The following is a 17,922-nucleotide window of genomic DNA, read 5'->3' as shown; positions in this document are numbered from 1 at the left end:
CATGCCGAATCCGGATGCGGGTCCACCGAGTCTACGCGGGGCCGACGCACCGCTCACCGACGATGGCCGACGAGTGGAGCGCGAGGCGGGAGTTCGCGCGATCGGCTCGATGCGACACCCCAATCGGTTCGGCAACGGCGGTACGAACCGCGCCGGTTCGCGCGTGCCGGCTCGCGCGGGTTCGCGTGCCGGCTCCCGTGCATCCGCCGGCGCGTGCCGGTCGTCGCGTCGGCTGCCACGCACCCGCCGGCCCGTACCGGCCCCGGCTGCCCCGCCCCGCCGGCCGGCCCCGCCTCCCGCCGCCCCCGCGCCGGCGATCCCGCTTCCGTGATGCCGCTTCGGCATCGTTTTGCCGCGCGTGGCATGTGCAATCCATGGGTTGCGCCTCACGAGACGATGTGCAACCCTGGGGTTGCATTCCATGATGGTGATCAACGATGGAGGAGTACCTCATGAGCGAGGACCGGATCGAGCGCGAGACCCTGATCGAGGCTTCCCTGGAGCGGGTCTGGGCGTTGGTTGCCGAGCCCGGGTTCTGGGTGGCGGACAAGGCGAGTCTGCCCGGGACCGTGGCCAGGGAGGGCGAGTCGCTGGTGGCGAAGAACCCCGAGTACGGCGACTTCCCGGTACGGGTGGAGAAGGTCCGGCCGCCGACCTATCTGGCGTACCGGTGGGCCAGTGCCTTCCCCGGCGAGGAACTGCGCGAGGACAACAGCACCCTCGTGGAGTTCACGCTGAGCACGGAGGGCGACAAGACGCGGCTGCGCGTGGTCGAGAGCGGGTTCGCGTCGCTGGGTGGTTCCGAGGAACTGCGGGGCAAGGCGCTGCGGGACAACAGCGGCGGCTGGCCCCAGGAACTCGACGCCCTCAAGTCGCGCGCCGAACAGCCATCCGCGTGACCGAGGAACGCCACGGCGGCGACCGGGCGGTGGACGGCGTACTGGTCGCGCTGGCCGACCCGACGCGCCGCCTGTTGCTCGACCTGCTTGCGGCGCGGGGTGAGGCCACCGCGACCACGCTCGCCGAACGACTGCCCGTCTCGCGGCAGGCGGTGGTCAAGCACCTGGCCGTGCTGGACGCGGCCGGGCTGGTCTCCGGCGGCCGAGTGGGCCGCGAGGTGCGGTACACGGTGCGGCCCGAGGCGTTGGACGCGACGGCGCGCTGGATGGCCTCGCTCGCGGCCGACTGGGATCTGCGCCTGGCGACCATCAAGCGGATCGCCGAGGCGGCGGAACGGGACGAGGGATAGCCCGTCCACGCACGCGACGTCGGCGGCGGCCTTGTCCACCACGGGGGCGGACAAGGCCACCGCCGAGTTGTTCGGGGTGACGGTCACCCGTGCGGACACCTGCATCGCGCGTTGTGTGGCCGGCAGCGGCGTCACATTGGCGAGCACCTTCGCGAAGCTGCCCCGCCCGCTTCGGTAGGGCCGCAGCAGGTTGTGCATCTCCTGTTCGCCGTCGAGGCTGACGGTGAACCGCGAATCCGTGCCGCTCGAAGAATGTGCCGTCGTCGGACGTGCGCGCGTAACGACCACCTCCCGCGCGAGGGCCGTGCGGGCCACGGTGACGCGGGAGGTGGTCGTACGGTGTGGCCGCGGCGGTTCAGCCGCGGAGTTCGGACCGGACCTTGTCGATCTGGCCCTGGACGAGGTGGTCGGCGAACGCCGGCACGGTGGTGGTGTTGTCCTCGCCGGTCGCGCGCAGCTGCACCACGGTGGTGCCGACCCGGGCGACGGCCTGGGTCATCGGCGCGGCGTCCGGCCCGAGCCGCAACATCGAGGAGATCTCGATGCTGCCGGGGCCGTAGGCGTCCGGCCGCACACCGAGCACCGAGTACTCGGCCGTGCCGCCGTCGACCTGGAAGGTGAACCGCTTACAGGTCTTCGCGGCGGTGAGGTAGGTCGACCACTGGCGGTCGAGCTGCTCGTTCGGGTAGCTGCTCAGCACGATGTCGGTGTCGGGTTGCACGACTCCCCGTGGCCCGGTGCCACCGATGAGCTTGCGTTCGATCGTGGCGACGCTGGTCCTTCCCTGACCCAGCAGCGGTTGGCACTTGGGGTCCGAGACGGTCGGCACGTCGCGGTTCTGCGGCTCGGCCGTGCCCTTGACGCTCATTCCCGCCGGGAGTTCCTGGGCGTCGAGGAGCGCGGCCACCAGTTGGGCCTTGGTCGCCGGGGTGTTGCCCGCTGGTGGCCCGGTCCGCGGGGGCTTCGGGGCGACGGACTTGTCGTCGACCGGCTTGGGATCCGCTGAGCCGCCGGCACCCGGTGTGGCGTCGCCGGGCTTGCCCGGCTGGGTCGAAGCGGCTTTCGGCTCGGCCGTCTTGGCGTCGTCGGATCCGAACTCGCAGGCGCCGAGGCCCGCGACCAAGACGAGCGTGGACAGCGGCAGCGCCGCCCGGCGTACGTATCGACGGACCGCGTGCCTGGACATGACGGAGTTTCGCACCGTGTTCCCCCCGGATTCGGTGTTGTGGCGGAGACGAGCCGCGGACCCCGTCCCCCCGGAGCGGTCCACGTACGAAACGCCTGTGGCGGCCCGTCGTCACTGGAAGCTAGCCGTCGTCGGCGGTCATCCGCCTCGCTGTTACCGGTTCCGCACACGGCCGAGACGGCTTCGGAAACTGTCGTCGCGGCATTCACCCTGGTCCGCGTGCCGCAGCGCGGCAAAAGCAGCGGACGTCCACGACCGGCGGTGTCATGATGCTCGATCATGGACGACTTCACACCGAGTCACGAGACGCTCGCCGCCATTGCCGCTCGGCACGGAGTCAGCGTCGGGGCGGTGGGGTCGATCCTCCCCGGGGCGGCCAATCACGTCTACGCGCTCGGTGACGACCTGGTCCTGCGCGTGCCGCGTACAAGGCGGTTCCTCGTCGATCTGGTCAAGGAGGCCGCCGTCATCCCTGCCGCGCGACGTGCCGGCGTGCGCACGCCCGACGTCGTCGCCTTCGACGACACCTGTTCGTGGGTGGACGTGCCCTACATGGTGCTCGAACGCGCGGCCGGCGAGGACCTTGCCGGGCTGCAACCGTCCGCCGCGGACACGGAGCGTGTGCTGCGCGAGGTGGGCCGGGAACTGGCCAGGCTGCACCGGGTGTCGCCGGACTCGGCCGGCGCGCCGGCCGGGGTTCCGGTGGATGACGACGCCGGGGATCCCCGGGTGTTGGTGCGCCGCCTGCGCTCCGGTGGCTGGATTGATTCCGGGACGGCCGACTGGCTCACCGGCTGGTTCGAGCGGCTGTCGGTACACCTGCCGGCGGACCCACCCCGTGTCCTGGTCCACGGGGATATCGCCGCCCAGAACCTGCTCGTGCGTGCGCGAGCGGCGGCCCTGACCGGCATCGTGGACTGGGGCGACGCCCAATGGGCGGACCCGGCAACGGAGTTCGCCAAGATTCCGTTGACCGGAGTCGCGGCGATGCTGGACGGATATCGGCAGGAGACGGGTGAGCAGGCTCCGGCGGGCTCCGGCCCGCGGTCCTGGGAGGCCCGGGTACTCCGGGTGCACCTCACCTGGGCCCTGTACCGCGTGCCGGACCGCACACCACAACCGGGTCGACGGCACTGGAGCGCGCCTCCGGCCGGTCGACTGCTCGGCCTCCTGCGCTTCTTCGCCTCGGGACCGCCGAGCCCGTGGGCGGAACTCGCCTGACACACCCACGGCGTCGACCTCGGCATCGACGGCGAAGGTCGAGCGGTGAGCACCCCTCGACGACCTCGATCTCGCCGGACCTGTCCTCGGCCACTGCCGACGGGCGGTGGGTGGCTACCGTTCGTCCCTGGCACGCGGTGACATGCCGAACGCGGCCATGACGGTGTCGATGTAGGTGTGCGTGTCGTCGTCGGGAGCCGCGTCGACGCGCCGCAGTGCCGCCGTGCCGAGGTAGACGGCGTAGGCAGCGGCGGCGGCGTGCCGGGCCTGCTCGGGGGATCGACCGAGTTCGACGAGGCTCGGCAGCCCGGACGACGGGCTCTTTCCCCACGAATGGGGAAGCGTTCGGGCACCGGAGGGAATCCGCGGCGGCGCACCGTTCCATCACCGCGGCATGCTCTGCCGGATCGAGGCCGCCGAGCCCGGCCGCCGCCTGTGGATCGCCTTCCCACCCGACCACGGCGGTGAGCACGGCTTCACCCTCACCCGGGCGTCCGGCGGCGGCACCGTGGTCACCCACACCCTGCGCGTGCGCCAACGGGGCGCCGAATGGTTGTCCTGGCTCCTGGCCGTGCGCTCCATCCATAACGCGGTGATCGAGGCCACCCTCGACAACCTCGAACGCGCCGTCGGCGACGGCACCCTCGCCCATCCCGTCCGCCACCGGCACCGATACGCCCACCTGCTGCGCGCGGTGGCCGTGCGCGCCCGCCGTGATCGCACGCACACCGCCGCCGTGAACCCGGGCGCCGCACCGGACTCGGCCCTGGACCGTCTGTTTCCCGCCCACGACTTCCACAGCGCGTACCGCCGTCGCGTCGCCGCCCGCCCGGCCGAGGTCTGGGCCGCACTGGAGTCGCTCACTCCACGCGAACTCCCGATCACCGGCGTGCTGTTCCGGGTGCGCTCGGCCGGGCGTTCCCGACCGTCGGCCGACCTGCTCGCGGGGAACGGGCCGATTCCCGTTCTCGTCCTCGACGAGGGACACGAGGTGGTCCTCGGCAAGGTCACCCAACCCTGGCACGTGCGCCCGGTCACCGCGCCGATCCCCGCCGGCGACCCGGACGCGTTCACCGCGTTCGCCGATCCCGGCTGGGTCAAGGCGGCGATGGGCATCCGTCTCGACCCCGACGGCGACGCCACCGTGTTGTCCGCGGAGACCCGGGTCCGGGCCACCGACCCCGCCGCGCGCCGCAGGTTCGCGCCCTACTGGCAGGTCATCCGGGTCGGCGGCGCCGGATTCATCCGCGTGGAACTGCTCCGTGCCATCGCCCGGCGTGCGGAGCGCCTCGCCGCGAGCCGCTGAGGGCGGGGGGCCGGCCGACGGAGGGGCTACTTGCCGACGGGCACCAGCAGAATGGGCGCCTTGGCGTGGTGGAGCACGGCGTGCGTGACCCGGCCCAGGTTGGGGCCGAAGCGGCCGGTGTTGCGATGGGCGGCCAGTACCACCAGCTCGGCGTCGGAGCTCGCGTTGGTCAGGGCGTGCGCGGGGCTGTCGATCACGACCTCCTCGGTCACGACGACGTCGGGGTACTTCGCGCGCACGGGCTCCAGCGCGGCGGTCAGGGTGGTTTGCGCGACCTCGCGCCAGTCGTACATGGCCGGGGCGTAGCCCGCGCTGCCGGCCGCCATCGCCGGGTAGCGCCACGCGTGCAGGGCGTGCAGCGGGAGTGCCCGGGCCTGCGCCTGGTGGAAGGCGGCCTCCAGGGCGGGGGTGCAGTCGACGTCGGAGATGCCGACCAGCACGGGCTTCGGGGTATCGCCGCCGGCCGTGTCCTGGTCGGGGTGCACGACCAGGAGCGGGCAGCGGGTGGTGGCGGACACCGGGAGGCTGACCGAGCCCATCAGCAGGCCGGCGAAGCCGCCGAGGCCCCGGCTGCCGACGGCGAGCAGGGCGGCGCGGTCGCTCGCGAACTCCAACGCGTCGATGGCGTTGGCGAGTTCGACGGTGGCCAGGACCGACAGGCCGGGCCGGCGCAGGCGGGCGCGTTCCGCGCCCCGGTCGACGACGTCGCGGGCGTCCGCGCGCAACTGCTGCCCGAAGCGGTCGTCGGCGCCGCCGAGTTCGACCCATTCGAGCGCGTACAGCACTTCCAGGGTGGTGTTCCGGCGGACGGCCTCGTCGGCGGCCAGGTCGACGGCGCGTTCCGCACCGGGCGAGCCGTCGAAGCCGACGACGACATGCCCGTGCAAGGGAGTGGGTTCAAAGGTCGAACCGGTGGATGTCGGAGCCTGGTTCACGGCGGATCCCTTCGGTACGCGCGGGTGGGCCCGGGTGGGCCGACCTGGGGCCAGTCTCGGGTGTCGAGGGGACGGAACACAGGGCCGTAGGTCCCGTTTCGGGTGAGCCGGTGGGCCCTGCGGACGCCGTTCGGCGGCGGGGTGGTCATCCGCCGGGTGCGTCAAGTGCCACGATCCAGCGGGCGGCGCGCCGGCGCGAGCGGGACACGAGGTCACCGATGGGTCGCGGAGGCGTCGGTGCCGCCGAGCGGGTGATGCGCTTGCCGCCGGCGTACGCCCACCGGCCGCCCGCGGGCTGCTGCGCACATTCGCGATGGGGACGGGGTGTACGGGTCAGGCTTCGCGCCGCGGCGGCGGAGGCGATGGCGGGGCCGCGTCGGCCTCCGCGTGGGGACGCGGGCCCGGGGACTCCTGGATGAGGTGTCCGGTGACCAGTTCCGTGGTGATGCGGAACCACGCCTGCCCCTCGTCCTGCGCGCCGATGGTCGGCACCAGGTCGTCCAGGCGGGCGACGGCCGACGGGTCGCGGACCAGGGAGGCCTGACCGGTGACCGTCGCGGTCCAGCCGGTTCGGGCGGACGGGTCCACGCGGTCGGCCTGGAACGCCACCACGGAATCGCGCGCCGCCCTGGCCAGCCGCGAGTCGAGCGGGGCCCGGAATACGACGTACTCGCGGTCCAGCGCGAAGGGCACCAGGTAGACGGCGGGAAGCGCGCCCTCGCTGACGACGACGCGTCCCAGGGGCGCACTCGCCATCAGGTCCAGCGTCTCGCGGCGGCCGAGGGGACGTCGCGTCCCGGCGTGTTCGTTCATTGCTCAACCCTGGAGTCCGGGCACTAGCGGAAACAGGGCCGAACGGCCCTGATTCCGCCGATCGTGCCGAAACCGCCGGATCCGACGACGGGCACCGCGCCGAGCGTCCCCGGGACCGGTGCCGGATGTCCCGATCCGTTGGCCCGCTCCGACCTTCCGCGCGACCACCGGTTCACCCGCTACATGCACCATTGGTCACCGTGCAGGGACTCACCGTGCCGTACGGCCGGGGCCGGGCAAAGGCCGGGGCCCCGTGAGCGCAGGTGCGCTCGCGGGGCCCCGGGTGTCGGACGCGGAGGAGCGGCCGAGATCGGTGAGCGTGTGCGGTCAGCCGTGGTGGCCGCCACCACCGTGCTGCGGAGCCTCGTGGTGCCGGTCGCCGTGCTCGTCGTCGCCGTCGATGTTGGCGCAGAAGTTCCCGAACGTGGGGTTCACGAAGCCGACAAGGTTGAGGCTGTTCCCGCAGATGTTCACCGGGATGTGCACCGGCACCTGGACGTTGTTGCCCGACAGGACGCCGGGGGAGCCGACCGCGGCGCCGTCCGCCTCGGAGCCCGCGCTCGCCGCGCCGGCGCCGGCCATCACCAGCGCGGCGCTGCCCGCGACCATCACACCGGTCTTCTTGAACGTGTTCACTGCATTCTCCGTATCACCCACCCGCGCCACCCGATTGCGACGCACGACGAGTTCAACGACGTACCTCCACGATGGCAACCATCCAGTGGGTGAGTTCATCCGATCCGGTGAACCCGGCCTCGCGCCCCGACGGCCTCGGAACGCCGACCCCGGGGCTTGGATCGTATGGCCGCGGTGCGCGATCCTCGCCGGAACCGCCGTTGTTCCGGCTCTGCCGCACTCCGCACTCCGCACGCCGAAGGCCGAACGCCGGAGCACGAATGCAGTGGCGCGCACCCGGAGCGCGGGGGCCGGAGAGCGGACGGTCCGGCGCCCACGGACAGCCGGGAGCGGGTGCGAAACCCGCCCCCGCTGCCGGCTACGGACGGGCGTACGGCCGGGTCATGATCTCCATGTTGTGGCCGTTCGGGTCCTCGAAGTACGCGCCGCGCCCGCCGAACCAGTCGTTGGTCTCGTCGGCTCGGGAGTGGCTGGGGTCGGCGTAGTAGGTGACCCCGAGCGCCTCCAGTCGCGCGATCATGGCGTCGAACCGGTCGTCGGGGACCAGGAACGCGTAGTGCTGGGACTGGATCGGTTCGTCGTTCTTCTCGTAGTAGTCGAGCGTCACGCCGTTGCCGAGGTCGACGGGCAGGAACGGCCCGAGTGGGGGGCCGACTTCCAGGCCCAGGATCGAGGCGAGGAACTCGGCCGCCTGCTGCCGATCCTTGGCGTAGACGGCGGTGTGGTTCAACAGGACCGTGTTCACCGGAAGTCGATCCCGGTCCTGTTCGTGTTCCTGCCGCCGTTGTTCCCGCTGTTCTTGCTTCCGGTCGTGCGACATCCGTGGAGCCTCTCCAGGTCTCGATTTTCCGCTGGGATTCGGCGCGCGCGGGCGCCGGAGGGGAAGAAAAGGAGAGGAGAAGGCGGGGCTCTGGCCCGCCTCGGACTCACGCCGAGGCCGGGTGCCCTACTCGTGTATGGCCCATGGCCGACCCGGCAGTCACCCGACCGACGTTAGTGCCCGAGCCGGACCGAGGCAACCATCGGGACCGCGGGCGCACGCTGTGTGGTCCGGCGGCGAGGTGCTTCCGGGCGAAGGCGACGGCCCTTGTGTGGGTGTGAACCGACGCGCCACGCCGACTGATTCATCCTGATATGTCGCAGCCTCGACTACATTGACCTCGAGGAGGCGGATCTTGACGTCGGACACGCCATGAAGCACATGTTGTCGGCCGGCACGGACCCGGCCGGTCGGCGGATGGTGTTGTGGGGGCTGCTCCGCGGCGCGCTGATGTCGGCCCTGATGCTGGTGGTGTACTACCTCATCCCACTGGATCGTCGGCTCGACATCCAGGCCGCCATCGGACTCGTCGTCGGACTCGTCGCGTTCGTCGCGCTGGTGGTCCGGCAGGTCGACGCGATCGAGCGCTCGGAGCGGCCGCGCCTGCGTGCCTACGAGGCGGTGGCCGTCTCGCTGCCCTTCCTGCTGGTGCTCTTCGCCGCGACCTACTTCCTGATCGACTCCGACCAGGCGGACTCCTTCACCGAACGGATGTCCCGCACCGACGCGCTGTACTTCACCGTCACCGTCTTCGCCACCGTCGGCTTCGGCGACATCGCGCCGCAGACCGAGACCGCGCGTGTGGTCACGACGATCCAGATGCTGGTGGACCTGGTCGCGCTGGGCGTGATCGCACGAGTCATCCTGGGCGCGGTCCGGGTGGGCCTGCGCAGGCAGTCGGGTGGATCGGACGGCGACGCCGTTTCCGACCTCGACCCGGACCGGGACGACCTCCCGGAGATGCCTCCCGACCCGCCCCCACCCGGCGCGTAGGGCACCTCGGACGACCGGGCTCGAGGAAGCCGCCCGATCAGGGTTTACGACCATAAACTCATCTGTAAAAACGCCTTGCGATCATCACATCCACCCGGCCTGCTTCCGTGTGTCGACCATTCCCGAAAGGGCTCGACCGGCACAGGATGGTGCCCGTCGTTTCCGGCTGGTCGGAACGGTGGAAAAGCCCGCAAGGAGAGGAAACGACGATGAGCGACGCCCCGGTCGTCACGTACGGAAGCTATCTGCGCCTGGACACGCTGCTGTCCTGCCAGGAGCCGCGGACCGAAGCGCACGACGAGATGTTGTTCGTGGTCATCCACCAGGTCTACGAACTGTGGTTCAAGCAGATCCTGCACGAGGTCGCGTTGCTCCAGCGCCAGTTGGAGGGCGGCAACGGCGCCGGCGCCCTGCACACGGCACGTCGGGTCGCCAAGATCCTGAAGACGGTCGTCGGCCAACTCGACGTCCTCGAGACCATGACGCCCCGGCAGTTCGCGTCCTTCCGCGACGCGCTCGGCACCTCGAGCGGGTTCCAGTCGGCGCAGTTCCGCGAGTTGGAAGCCGTGCTCGGACGCCGGGAGTTCGGGTCCTTCGAAACCGGTCACGAAGAGCGGCTCAAGGCCGCCGCGCACCGCCCGTCGGTGTTCGACTCGCTGCTGCGCCACCTCGCCGGCCTGGGCTACGCGGTCCCCCAACGGGTCCTGGAACGGGACACGAGCCTCGCGTGGCGACCGGACCCGGAGGTCCAGGAGGTCCTCACGGCCGTGTACCGCGACGAGACCGCGCACGCGGCACAGGTCTGCGAGGCCCTCGTCGACATCGACGAGGGCCTCCAGGAATGGCGCTACCGGCACATGAAGATGGTCGAGCGCACCATCGGCGCCAAGATCGGCACGGGCGGCTCCGCCGGCGCCGAGTACCTGCGTGCGACGTTGTTCTCGCCGGTCTTCCCCGACCTGTGGGAGGTCAGGTCCCAGGCCTGAGCCGCACCCCGCGGTGCAGCCCGGGGCCGGCCCCGGGCCCGGCCCCGGCCCGACTCTGCCCGCCCCATCCGCGGATCGGCGGCGCGCCCTACTCCGTCCGCAGCGCCGTCGCCGTGCGCGCCTTGGCCGCCCAACTCGCGGGCAGGGCCGCGCCCAGGACCGCGATCAGCACGCCCGCGAGACCGAGCAGGACCAGTTGCCACGCGTCGTACACCTCGAGGATGCTCGGCGGCAGGTTGGTGCCCGCCGCGTGCCCCATCACCGGCACCACATAGGCGTGCAGCGCGAACCCGGCCGGCACACCGACCAGGCCGCCGAGCAGGCCGATGCCCGCGACCGAGGCGAGGACCAGGCTCAGCGTCTGCCTCGGCGTCATGCCCAGGGCCTTGCACACACCGATGTCGTGCACGCGCTCCCTGGTGTCCAACACGACCGAGTTGAGCACGCCGAGCGCCGCCACGGCGACCAGCATGAGGGTGAGCAGGACGGCCATCGTGTTCAGGATCAGGATCATGCCCTCCGACTCGGTGGGGGAGTTGACCAGCACATCGCCGCCCAACGGCCGTACCACCGCCTCGAGTTGCCGGGCGTACTCGGCGGGTGACAGGCCCGAGCCGACCTCGACCAGGAAGATGTCGGGACGGGCGGCGGCGAAGGCGGCGAGGTCCGCGTGCAGGCGCATGCCGTCGTCCGAGGTGTCGAAGGCCTCGCCGACAATCCGCAGGGTCTGCGTGTCGCCCCGGTAGGTCACCCGGACCGGGTCGCCGATCCTGGTTCCGGTGCGCTCCAGGAAACGGGTGGGCACCACGACCTCGCCGGGGCCGGCGATCCAGTGCCCGGAGATCATCTCGTAGCTGCCGGGCCGGGAATCGCCCTGGTACAGCGTCGCCCGAACCGAGCCGGCCACCCCGGTCACGGTGACGTCCGCCTGGGCCAGGCCGTAGTACGACGCGGTGCCCCGCTGCGCCTCGATCGCGGCGCGCACCCGTGCCGTGTCGACGGCGGCCTCGGCGGTGTCGCCCTTCCCGGGCTGCGGTCCGCCCGGCCCGCCCGGTCCGCCCGGCCCCTCGGACAGCCCGCCGCCGATGACCGTGATCGCGGCGCGGTTCTCCGGGTCCTGCGCCTCGCCGACCGCGTTCAGAGACGAGGTCAGCCCCACCGCGAAGGTCGCCGCGACCGTACCGAAGGCCACCGCGAGCAACATCGCGAGCATCCGCACCGGGTGCGCGAACGGACTCGCGAGGCCGTACGTCAGCGCACGCGGCAGCGGCAGCCGGCCCGCCGCGCGGTGCGCCCACTGGCCCCGTCCGGTACGCGGCGCGCGGCCGATCGCGATGGCCTCGACCGTACGCAGCCGCCCGGCCCGCAGCGCGGGCACCAGCGCCGCGAGCACGACCACCAGCAGGGCCGCCGCCGGCACCAGGACGTCCACCCACCAGGCCACCGCCAGCGACGTGTCGCCGTAGACCTCCTCGGTGTCCGACAGCAGCGGCAGCGCCATCAGGTTGCCCAGTACGACACCCGCCCCGATGCCGACGGCGGCCGGGATCAAGGCTTGGGCCACATAGGCCCGGACCACCTCGCGCGGGGTGAAGCCGATGGCCTTGAGGATGCCGATCCGGCGCAGCCCGGTGCCGACCGCGCCACTGACGACGCTGCCGACGATGATCACCGACATCGCGATGCCCAGCGCGCCGAACGCCATCAGGAACGGGATGGTCGGCGCGGCGTTCTGATCGGCGGCGCGTTTGGTGTCCAGGTACGACTGGCTGCCCAACAGCGCGTCGGGCGGTACGGCCGCGGCGAGTCGGGCCCGGGCGGTGGTGATGTCGTCGTTGCCGCCCGCCGCGGCGAAGCGGTAGAGCATCTGGGTGGTGAGCGGCCCGGTCGACGCCGCGATCGCGGTGACCTGCCCGGGCGTGGCCCACACGTCGGCGGTCTTGCTCGCCGACATGGCGATGCCCACGATGGTCAGGGTCGGGGCGTCCGCGGCATCGGACGCGCGCAGGATGGAGCCGAGCCGGATGTCGGGGCCGCCGAAGGAGGCGGACACGACGATCTCGCCCGGGCCGGCCGCCCATCGGCCGGACCTCAGGTCCAAGTCGTCCACGTCGGCATCGGGACCGGGCCGCCCGACCAGGGTCAGCGGTGGCAGGTGCCCGCCGCCGCCGGTCACCGGGCGCAACGTCGTGGACGGGAACGGCCCCGCGGTCGCGGTGACGCCGGACTGCCTTCGGGTGGCGTCCAGTTGTGCCGCGCTCGCCGCGGCCGGGTCGTACTGCACGCTCAGGTGTGCGCCGTGCTGCTGTGCGAAGGCGTGGTCGAACGGCGCGTTCGCGGCGACCATGAGCGACCCGGCGACCACGGCCGAGGCCACCGCCATCATCGTGGCCAGCGCGATCACCAGGGTCTGCACCCGCCGTCGACCCACACCGGAACGCACCACCCGGCCCAGTGCGGAGCCGCCGAGGCCGATCATCGGACGGCCTCCGCGCGCGTGTCGAGCGCGAGGTGCCCGTCGACCAGATGGATCGTGCGGCTCGCGCACGCCTGGGCCAGCGCCAGGTCGTGGGTGACCAGCACGATGGTCTGCCCGTCCCGGTGCAGGTCCACCAGCAGCTCCCGTACGTCGTGCCCAGACGCGGTGTCCAACGCGCCGGTCGGCTCGTCCGCGAGCAGCAGGGCGGGCCGATTGACCAGCGCCCGGGCCACCGCGACGCGCTGGCGTTCGCCGCCGGAGAGCCGGCCCGGGTAGGCGTGGGCGTGCCGTTGGATGCCCAGCACCTCCATCAACTCGGCGGCGCGGGCCGCCGAGTTGCGTCGGGAGGAACCGGTGAGTTGGGCCGGAAGCCGGATGTTGTCGGCGACGGTGAGGTCGTCGAGCAGGTTGAAGAACTGGAAGACCATGCCGATGTGTTCGCGGCGAAAGCGGGCCAGCGCGTGCTCGCTCAGCCCGTCGATCCGCCGGCCGGCCACGGTCACCGCGCCCTCGGTCGGCTTGTCCAGCCCGGCGATCAGGTTCAGCAGCGTGGACTTGCCGCTGCCCGAGGGACCGGTCACCGCGAGCGCCTCGCCCTGGGCGACGCCGAGGTCGAGCGGTCCGAGCGCGGGTGCGCCGGCGCTGTCGTAGCGCTTGGCCACGCCCGCCAGTTCGATCACGTGAGTCATGGGGATCGTCCGTCCTTGACGTCGAGAGGGAGGTGTCGTTGCCGGCTCAGCGAACGTAGGGGCGGGTGCCGATCCGGCGCGTCGGCCGCCCAACCGACATTCGGCCCTCCGCGCGGAGGACCCGGGCGCGGGGTCATCCCTGCGAAGTACGTCGCACGGAGCGCGGCTTGGTCGCGCGGGCGGATGCGGCCCCGCGTGGGCGGACCGCACAATGAGCCGGTGGATACCGAAGACGAGCCGGGGGTCCGGCGTGGATGGCGGGCGCAACTGGCGTTCACGCTGCGCTCGGAGGCGGGTACGGCCCCGCTCTCGCGGCGGGCGATATTCGTCGATGTGGTGTTGGCCGTCGTGCTGACCGTGCTCGCGCTGGTGGTGGCGGCTCGGTATCCCGACAGCGGTCCGGTCCAGGACGCGCGGCAGGTCCCGTACGAGTCCGCCGAGCATCCGGCCCCACGGATACCGCCGGTTCAGCCGGTCCCGCCGGTTCAGCCGGTCCAGCCGGTCCAGCCGGTTCAGCCGGTGCCGCCGGGGGTCCGGCCACCCGAGGAACGGAGGCCGTCCTCCGTCAGCGGTCCGGTCCAGGACGCGTGGCAGGTCCCGTACGAGTCCGCCGAGCATCCCTCCCCACCGCGACCGCCGATACCGCCGGAGGGCTGGCCGCCCGAGGAACGGGGACCGTCCGCCGTGCCCTGGCCGTTCCTGGTGCTCTCCGCGCTGCCGCTGGCCGTGCGACGCCGGTACCCGCTGGCCGCGTTCGCCGCGGTGCTGAGTGCGGGGGTGGCCATCGGCGAGGACGACGCGTCCTGGATCAACGTGCTGACCTGCGTGATCGGCGCCTACAGCGCCGTCGTCTACAGCCGCTACCGGGTGCGTGCGGTGTCCGTGCTGGTGGGTGCCGCGGTGTTGGCCGGCGCGGCGTTCCGGGACTCGGCGCCGATCCTGCCGGGCTGGTCGAGCCCGGGAGTGGTGCTGCTGGTCGCGGGCGGGATGGCCGGCCTGGTGCTCTTCTGGCGACGGCAGTTGGCGGCGAGCCGGGATCGGTACACCCGGCTCCAGCAGGACCAACAGGAGGCCACCCGCCGGGCGGTCGAGGAGGAGCGGTCCCGGATCGCCGCCGAACTGCACGATGTGGTGACGCACAATGTCAGCGTGATGGTGATCCAGGCGGGGGCCGCGCGCAAGGTGATGGACGCGGCGCCGGAACGCTCGAAGGAGGCACTGCTCGCGGTCGAGGCCGGCGGGCGGGCCGCGATGGCCGAACTGCGCCATGTGATGGGACTGCTCGCCGCCGCGGACCACGAGCGCCCCGACGACCTCGAACCCCAACCCGGACTCGACCGACTGGACGAGCTGATCGAGCGGGTGCGCGCGTCCGGTACGCCGGTGCGCGTGGCGATGTCGCTGCCGCCGGACCCGCTGCCGCCCGGGGTGGATCTCGCGTCGTATCGGGTGGTCCAGGAGGCGCTGACCAATACGATCAAGCACGCGCCCGGCGCGGCGGCCAGTGTCGTCATCGGCTATACGGGGGACTGCTTGGAGATCGAGGTCATCGACACCGGAGGCACGCACGGCGGCCGGTCGATGGACGGCAACGGCCGGGGGCTGATCGGGCTGCGCGAGCGGTTGGCGGTCTACGGCGGCGAGTTGACCGCCGGGCCGACCCTGGTCGGCGGGTACCGGATCCGGGCCGCGGTCCCGTGGCGGACGGCGTGAATCGACCGGCGCTGCGGGTGGTCATCGCCGACGACCAGGCACTGGTGCGTACCGGCTTCGGGATGATCCTGGCCTCGGACGGCATCGAGGTGGCGGCCGAGGCGGCCAACGGGGTCGAGGCGATCGCCGCGGTGCGGCGCACCCGACCCGACGTGGTGCTCATGGACATCCGCATGCCGCAGATGGACGGCATCGAGGCCACCCGCCGGATCCTCGCCGACGGCGGCTCGGCCGGCACCCGGGTGATCATCCTGACCACGTACGACCTGGACCATTATGTCTACGCCGCGCTCACCGCCGGGGCCAGCGGTTTCCTGCTCAAGGACGTCACCCCCGAGCAACTGGTCGCCGCCGTGTGCCTGGTCCAGGCCGGCGACGCGCTGCTCGCGCCGACCATCACCCGCCGGCTGATCGAGCGTTTCGCGCATCGCGACGAACCGCGTGGCACGCCGCATCGCGATCTGTCCGAGCTGACCCCGCGCGAGTTGGAGGTGCTCCGGCTGCTGGCGACGGGTCTGAGCAACGCCGAACTCGCCGAGCGGTTGTCGCTGAGCCCGACCACGGTCAAGACCCACATCGGCCGCATCCTGTCGAAGCTGAACCTCCGGGACCGGGTGCAGGCGGTGGTGCTGGCGTACGAGACCGGGCTGATCGCACCGGGCGGCGCGGCCTAGCGGCGGCATCCGGTATCGCTCGGCGTCGCCTGCCCGGTCGGGCGAAGGCCGACGCCCGCATCCCGCTCCTGCGCCGGCGGCACGCGTCCGCGACCCGTGCGCCTGGCCGCAGCGCGGCCGGCCACCGAGTCCGGTATCCCGCGCTCGCGCCGGATGCGGCGCTCGCGGGCGGGTGCCGTGCGCGGGCTGCCCCTATGCTGCCGATCATGGGGAGTCTTTCGCGCATATCGGTGTGGGTGCCGCGCGGTCCGGCCATGGGGATGGTGTGCACGGCGGCCGTCGGCGTGCTCGTGGTGGCGTTCACGATCGTGGACATGGTGCCGATGGACGGTACGGACACGCTGGGCCTGGTACCGGTCTTCGCCGCGTGTGCCGCGTTGTTCGCCCGCCGGGATCACCCCATCACAGTGCTGCTGCTGACCCTGCTGGCGTCGGCGGTGTACTACCCGTTCGTGGTGGCGGACGGACCGCTGTTCCTGACCTTCGCCGTGGCCCTGTACAGCGCGGCGGCGCACGGGCACCTGGTGATCACCATGGTCGTCGGCGCCGGATTCGCGACCGCCGTCGGCGTCTCCGAACACCGCGCCGGCGCGAACCATCTCGCGGACGCCGCGCTGTTCCTGATGTTCGGCTGGATCGTCGCGGTGATCGCGATCGGCGGGATGCTGCACAACCGCAACGCGTACCTGGCCGAGGCGCATCGCCGCGCGGAGGAGGCGGAGCACGCCCTGGAGGCGGAGGCCCGGCGCCGTGCGGTGGAGGAACGGCTGCGAATCGCACGGGAGTTGCATGACGTGCTGGGCCACCACCTGTCACTGATCAACGTGCAGTCCGGGGCCGCGTTGCACGGTTTCGCGCGTGCCCCGGACCGGGCCGAGCAGGCGCTCGACGCGATCAAGCGGACCAGCCGCGACGCGCTGCGCGAACTGCGCGAGACGCTCGGCGTGTTGCGGCAGGTGGACGAGGAGGCGCCGACGGCGCCCGCGCCCGGCTTGGCCGCGCTCGACGAGCTGATCGCGCACATGGGTCGGGCCGGTATCGAGGTGCGCCTGGAACTACCCGGCGACTCACGGCCCTTGCCGCCGGCAGTGGATCTGGCCGCGTATCGGATCGTGCAGGAGGCGCTGACGAACGTGACCCGGCACTCGGGGGCGGCGTCGGCCGTGGTGCGGATCGAGTTCGAGGAGAGGCGGGTACGAGTGCGGATCGACGACGACGGGCGGGCCGGCGCGGGGGGTTCCCCGGACGGCCGCGACGCGGTGCGTCCGGAGGATGCCCACGGTGCGGCGGGTGGACCGGGCGGCGGGAGCGGGGTCGCGGGCATGGGTGAACGGGCCCGGGCGTTGGGCGGCGAGTTCGAGGCCGGCGCGCGGCCGGGTGGCGGGTACCGGGTCAGCGCGTCGTTGCCGCTGCGCCGGGAGGGCGCCGCGTGATCCGGGTGTTGCTCGCGGACGACCAGGCCCTGGTCCGGGCCGGCCTGCGCTGGATCCTGGACAACGAGGACGACATCACGGTGGTCGGCGAGGCCGTCGACGGCACGGAGGCGGTCGCGCTCGCGGGCGAACTGCGGCCGGACATCGTGTTGATGGACATCCGGATGCCGCGACTGGACGGCCTGGAGGCGGCCCGACGAATCATCGCCGACGAACTCCTCGCCGAGGTGCGGGTGGTCATCCTGACCACCTTCGACCTGGACGAATACGTGTACGGTGCGCTGCGCGCGGGCGCGAGCGGCTTCCTGGTCAAGGACACCGAACCGGTCGAACTGATCCACGGCGTACGGGTGGTCGCGCGCGGTGACGCGCTGATCTCGCCGACGATCACCCGCCGGCTGATCGCCGAGTTCGCCGGCCGGGTCGCGCCGCCGGAACCGGACCCGCGGGTCCGGGCGTTGACCGATCGAGAACGCGAGGTGATGGCCCTGGTCGCGGCCGGGTTGTCCAACGACGAGATCGCGGCCCGGCTGGTGCTGAGCCCCGCTACGGCCAAGACGCACGTGAGTCGGATCATGACCAAGGCCGCGGTCCGCGACCGGGCCCAACTCGTGGTGCTGGCCTACGAATCGGGGATGGTGACGCCCGGCTGGCTGGGCTGACCGGATTTGGGCCGGTGCGGGAATGGCCGGGGCCGGTCGGGGGCGGCTCCGGGACCACCCGCAACCGGGGGTGTACACCGGACGCAACCGTGGGGGTATCCGCCGGCGCGGCGGGCCCACCGGGGGC

18 protein-coding genes are annotated in these 17,922 nt (G+C 72.3%); 11 read left to right on the top strand and 7 right to left on the bottom strand.

Annotated elements, in window-relative coordinates:
• Nucleotides 1-452: 452 nt before the first annotated feature.
• Genes ACIBSV_RS21345 through ACIBSV_RS21335 form a run of 3 tightly spaced genes read left to right on the top strand, consistent with a single transcriptional unit; the run spans nucleotide 453 to nucleotide 1,427 of the window.
• Complete coding sequence (locus ACIBSV_RS21345) at nucleotides 453-899, top strand: SRPBCC domain-containing protein (RefSeq protein WP_395865219.1); 447 nt, start codon at nucleotides 453-455, stop codon at nucleotides 897-899.
• Nucleotides 896-1,249 carry an ArsR/SmtB family transcription factor gene (locus ACIBSV_RS21340; protein ID WP_395865217.1) on the top strand — a complete coding sequence of 118 codons (354 nt, stop codon included), beginning with the start codon at nucleotides 896-898 and terminating at the stop codon, nucleotides 1,247-1,249. Before ACIBSV_RS21345 ends, ACIBSV_RS21340 begins: the two co-directional genes overlap by 4 nt.
• 31 nt (nucleotides 1,250-1,280) lie before the next feature.
• A complete protein-coding gene (locus ACIBSV_RS21335) occupies nucleotides 1,281-1,427 on the top strand; it encodes a hypothetical protein (protein ID WP_395865215.1) in 147 nt (48 codons plus the stop codon).
• Between the two features lie 177 nt (nucleotides 1,428-1,604).
• Here ACIBSV_RS21335 and ACIBSV_RS21330 read toward each other — a convergent pair whose 3' ends face one another.
• Nucleotides 1,605-2,435 carry a hypothetical protein gene (locus ACIBSV_RS21330; protein WP_395865213.1) on the bottom strand — a complete coding sequence of 277 codons (831 nt, stop codon included), beginning with the start codon at nucleotides 2,433-2,435 and terminating at the stop codon, nucleotides 1,605-1,607.
• 279 nt (nucleotides 2,436-2,714) lie between these two features.
• On the opposite strand from ACIBSV_RS21330, the gene ACIBSV_RS21325 reads away from it, so the two are divergent.
• Together ACIBSV_RS21325 and ACIBSV_RS21320 are read left to right on the top strand one after the other, a co-directional pair.
• The gene (locus tag ACIBSV_RS21325) at nucleotides 2,715-3,656 is read left to right on the top strand and encodes a phosphotransferase family protein (protein WP_395865211.1); all 942 of its coding nucleotides are present in this window, start codon (nucleotides 2,715-2,717) and stop codon (nucleotides 3,654-3,656) included.
• 394 nt (nucleotides 3,657-4,050) lie between these two features.
• Nucleotides 4,051-4,962: a hypothetical protein gene (locus tag ACIBSV_RS21320; RefSeq protein ID WP_395865208.1), complete on the top strand. Its 912-nt coding sequence runs from the start codon at nucleotides 4,051-4,053 to the stop codon at nucleotides 4,960-4,962.
• A gap of 26 nt (nucleotides 4,963-4,988) precedes the next feature.
• Here ACIBSV_RS21320 and ACIBSV_RS21315 read toward each other — a convergent pair whose 3' ends face one another.
• The 4 genes from ACIBSV_RS21315 to ACIBSV_RS21300 form a co-directional block, all read right to left on the bottom strand.
• On the bottom strand, nucleotides 4,989-5,849 hold the full coding sequence (locus ACIBSV_RS21315; RefSeq protein ID WP_395865207.1) for a universal stress protein: 861 nt from the start codon (nucleotides 5,847-5,849) through the stop codon (nucleotides 4,989-4,991).
• Between the two features lie 381 nt (nucleotides 5,850-6,230).
• Nucleotides 6,231-6,710: a pyridoxamine 5'-phosphate oxidase family protein gene (locus ACIBSV_RS21310; RefSeq protein ID WP_395865205.1), complete on the bottom strand. Its 480-nt coding sequence runs from the start codon at nucleotides 6,708-6,710 to the stop codon at nucleotides 6,231-6,233.
• A 327-nt stretch (nucleotides 6,711-7,037) separates the two neighbouring features.
• Nucleotides 7,038-7,346 (bottom strand): chaplin, encoded by a 309-nt coding sequence (locus ACIBSV_RS21305; protein ID WP_395865203.1) that lies wholly within the window; start codon nucleotides 7,344-7,346, stop codon nucleotides 7,038-7,040.
• A 358-nt stretch (nucleotides 7,347-7,704) separates the two neighbouring features.
• A complete protein-coding gene (locus ACIBSV_RS21300; protein WP_395865201.1) occupies nucleotides 7,705-8,166 on the bottom strand; it encodes a VOC family protein in 462 nt (153 codons plus the stop codon).
• Between the two features lie 372 nt (nucleotides 8,167-8,538).
• Here ACIBSV_RS21300 and ACIBSV_RS21295 point away from each other — a divergent pair, with 372 nt between their 5' ends.
• Nucleotides 8,539-9,159, top strand: a complete 621-nt coding sequence (locus ACIBSV_RS21295; protein WP_395865199.1) for a potassium channel family protein — start codon at nucleotides 8,539-8,541, stop codon at nucleotides 9,157-9,159.
• A 209-nt stretch (nucleotides 9,160-9,368) separates the two neighbouring features.
• Nucleotides 9,369-10,145 (top strand): tryptophan 2,3-dioxygenase, encoded by a 777-nt coding sequence (locus ACIBSV_RS21290; RefSeq protein ID WP_395865197.1) that lies wholly within the window; start codon nucleotides 9,369-9,371, stop codon nucleotides 10,143-10,145.
• A gap of 88 nt (nucleotides 10,146-10,233) precedes the next feature.
• On the opposite strand, the gene ACIBSV_RS21285 is transcribed toward ACIBSV_RS21290, so the two are convergent.
• Both ACIBSV_RS21285 and ACIBSV_RS21280 read right to left on the bottom strand, forming a co-directional pair.
• Nucleotides 10,234-12,624 carry an ABC transporter permease gene (locus ACIBSV_RS21285; RefSeq protein ID WP_395865195.1) on the bottom strand — a complete coding sequence of 797 codons (2,391 nt, stop codon included), beginning with the start codon at nucleotides 12,622-12,624 and terminating at the stop codon, nucleotides 10,234-10,236.
• A complete protein-coding gene (locus tag ACIBSV_RS21280; protein WP_395865193.1) occupies nucleotides 12,621-13,313 on the bottom strand; it encodes an ABC transporter ATP-binding protein in 693 nt (230 codons plus the stop codon). The genes ACIBSV_RS21285 and ACIBSV_RS21280 overlap by 4 nt, the downstream gene beginning before the upstream one ends.
• A gap of 183 nt (nucleotides 13,314-13,496) precedes the next feature.
• Between ACIBSV_RS21280 and ACIBSV_RS21275 the strand changes: the two genes are divergently transcribed.
• The 4 genes from ACIBSV_RS21275 (at nucleotide 13,497) to ACIBSV_RS21260 (ending at nucleotide 17,795) form a co-directional block, all read left to right on the top strand.
• Nucleotides 13,497-15,026 (top strand): sensor histidine kinase, encoded by a 1,530-nt coding sequence (locus tag ACIBSV_RS21275; RefSeq protein ID WP_395865192.1) that lies wholly within the window; start codon nucleotides 13,497-13,499, stop codon nucleotides 15,024-15,026.
• Nucleotides 15,011-15,700, top strand: coding sequence for a response regulator (locus ACIBSV_RS21270; protein ID WP_395865190.1), 690 nt, complete (start codon nucleotides 15,011-15,013; stop codon nucleotides 15,698-15,700). Before ACIBSV_RS21275 ends, ACIBSV_RS21270 begins: the two co-directional genes overlap by 16 nt.
• 206 nt (nucleotides 15,701-15,906) lie before the next feature.
• A complete protein-coding gene (locus ACIBSV_RS21265) occupies nucleotides 15,907-17,133 on the top strand; it encodes a sensor histidine kinase (RefSeq protein ID WP_395865188.1) in 1,227 nt (408 codons plus the stop codon).
• The gene (locus ACIBSV_RS21260) at nucleotides 17,130-17,795 is read left to right on the top strand and encodes a response regulator (RefSeq protein ID WP_395865186.1); all 666 of its coding nucleotides are present in this window, start codon (nucleotides 17,130-17,132) and stop codon (nucleotides 17,793-17,795) included. The genes ACIBSV_RS21265 and ACIBSV_RS21260 overlap by 4 nt, the downstream gene beginning before the upstream one ends.
• Nucleotides 17,796-17,922 lie beyond the last annotated feature (127 nt).

Source organism: Embleya sp. NPDC050154, from assembly GCF_044460165.1.
Classification (GTDB): domain Bacteria; phylum Actinomycetota; class Actinomycetes; order Streptomycetales; family Streptomycetaceae; genus Embleya.
The sequence above is the reverse complement of the archived record's forward strand: the minus strand, read 5'-3'. Positions and strand labels throughout refer to the sequence as shown.

Bases quoted from the DNA above. Each gene is read 5' to 3' on its own strand.
- ACIBSV_RS21345 (WP_395865219.1), top strand. From the start codon at position 453: ATGAGCGAGGACCGGATCGAGCGCGAGACCCTGATCGAGGCTTCCCTG.
- ACIBSV_RS21330 (WP_395865213.1), bottom strand. From the start codon at position 2,435: ATGTCCAGGCACGCGGTCCGTCGATACGTACGCCGGGCGGCGCTGCCG.
- ACIBSV_RS21325 (WP_395865211.1), top strand. From the start codon at position 2,715: ATGGACGACTTCACACCGAGTCACGAGACGCTCGCCGCCATTGCCGCT.
- ACIBSV_RS21320 (WP_395865208.1), top strand. From the start codon at position 4,051: ATGCTCTGCCGGATCGAGGCCGCCGAGCCCGGCCGCCGCCTGTGGATC.
- ACIBSV_RS21310 (WP_395865205.1), bottom strand. From the start codon at position 6,710: ATGAACGAACACGCCGGGACGCGACGTCCCCTCGGCCGCCGCGAGACG.
- ACIBSV_RS21300 (WP_395865201.1), bottom strand. From the start codon at position 8,166: ATGTCGCACGACCGGAAGCAAGAACAGCGGGAACAACGGCGGCAGGAA.
- ACIBSV_RS21295 (WP_395865199.1), top strand. From the start codon at position 8,539: ATGAAGCACATGTTGTCGGCCGGCACGGACCCGGCCGGTCGGCGGATG.
- ACIBSV_RS21290 (WP_395865197.1), top strand. From the start codon at position 9,369: ATGAGCGACGCCCCGGTCGTCACGTACGGAAGCTATCTGCGCCTGGAC.
- ACIBSV_RS21285 (WP_395865195.1), bottom strand. From the start codon at position 12,624: ATGATCGGCCTCGGCGGCTCCGCACTGGGCCGGGTGGTGCGTTCCGGT.
- ACIBSV_RS21280 (WP_395865193.1), bottom strand. From the start codon at position 13,313: ATGACTCACGTGATCGAACTGGCGGGCGTGGCCAAGCGCTACGACAGC.
- ACIBSV_RS21275 (WP_395865192.1), top strand. From the start codon at position 13,497: ATGCGGCCCCGCGTGGGCGGACCGCACAATGAGCCGGTGGATACCGAA.
- ACIBSV_RS21265 (WP_395865188.1), top strand. From the start codon at position 15,907: ATGGGGAGTCTTTCGCGCATATCGGTGTGGGTGCCGCGCGGTCCGGCC.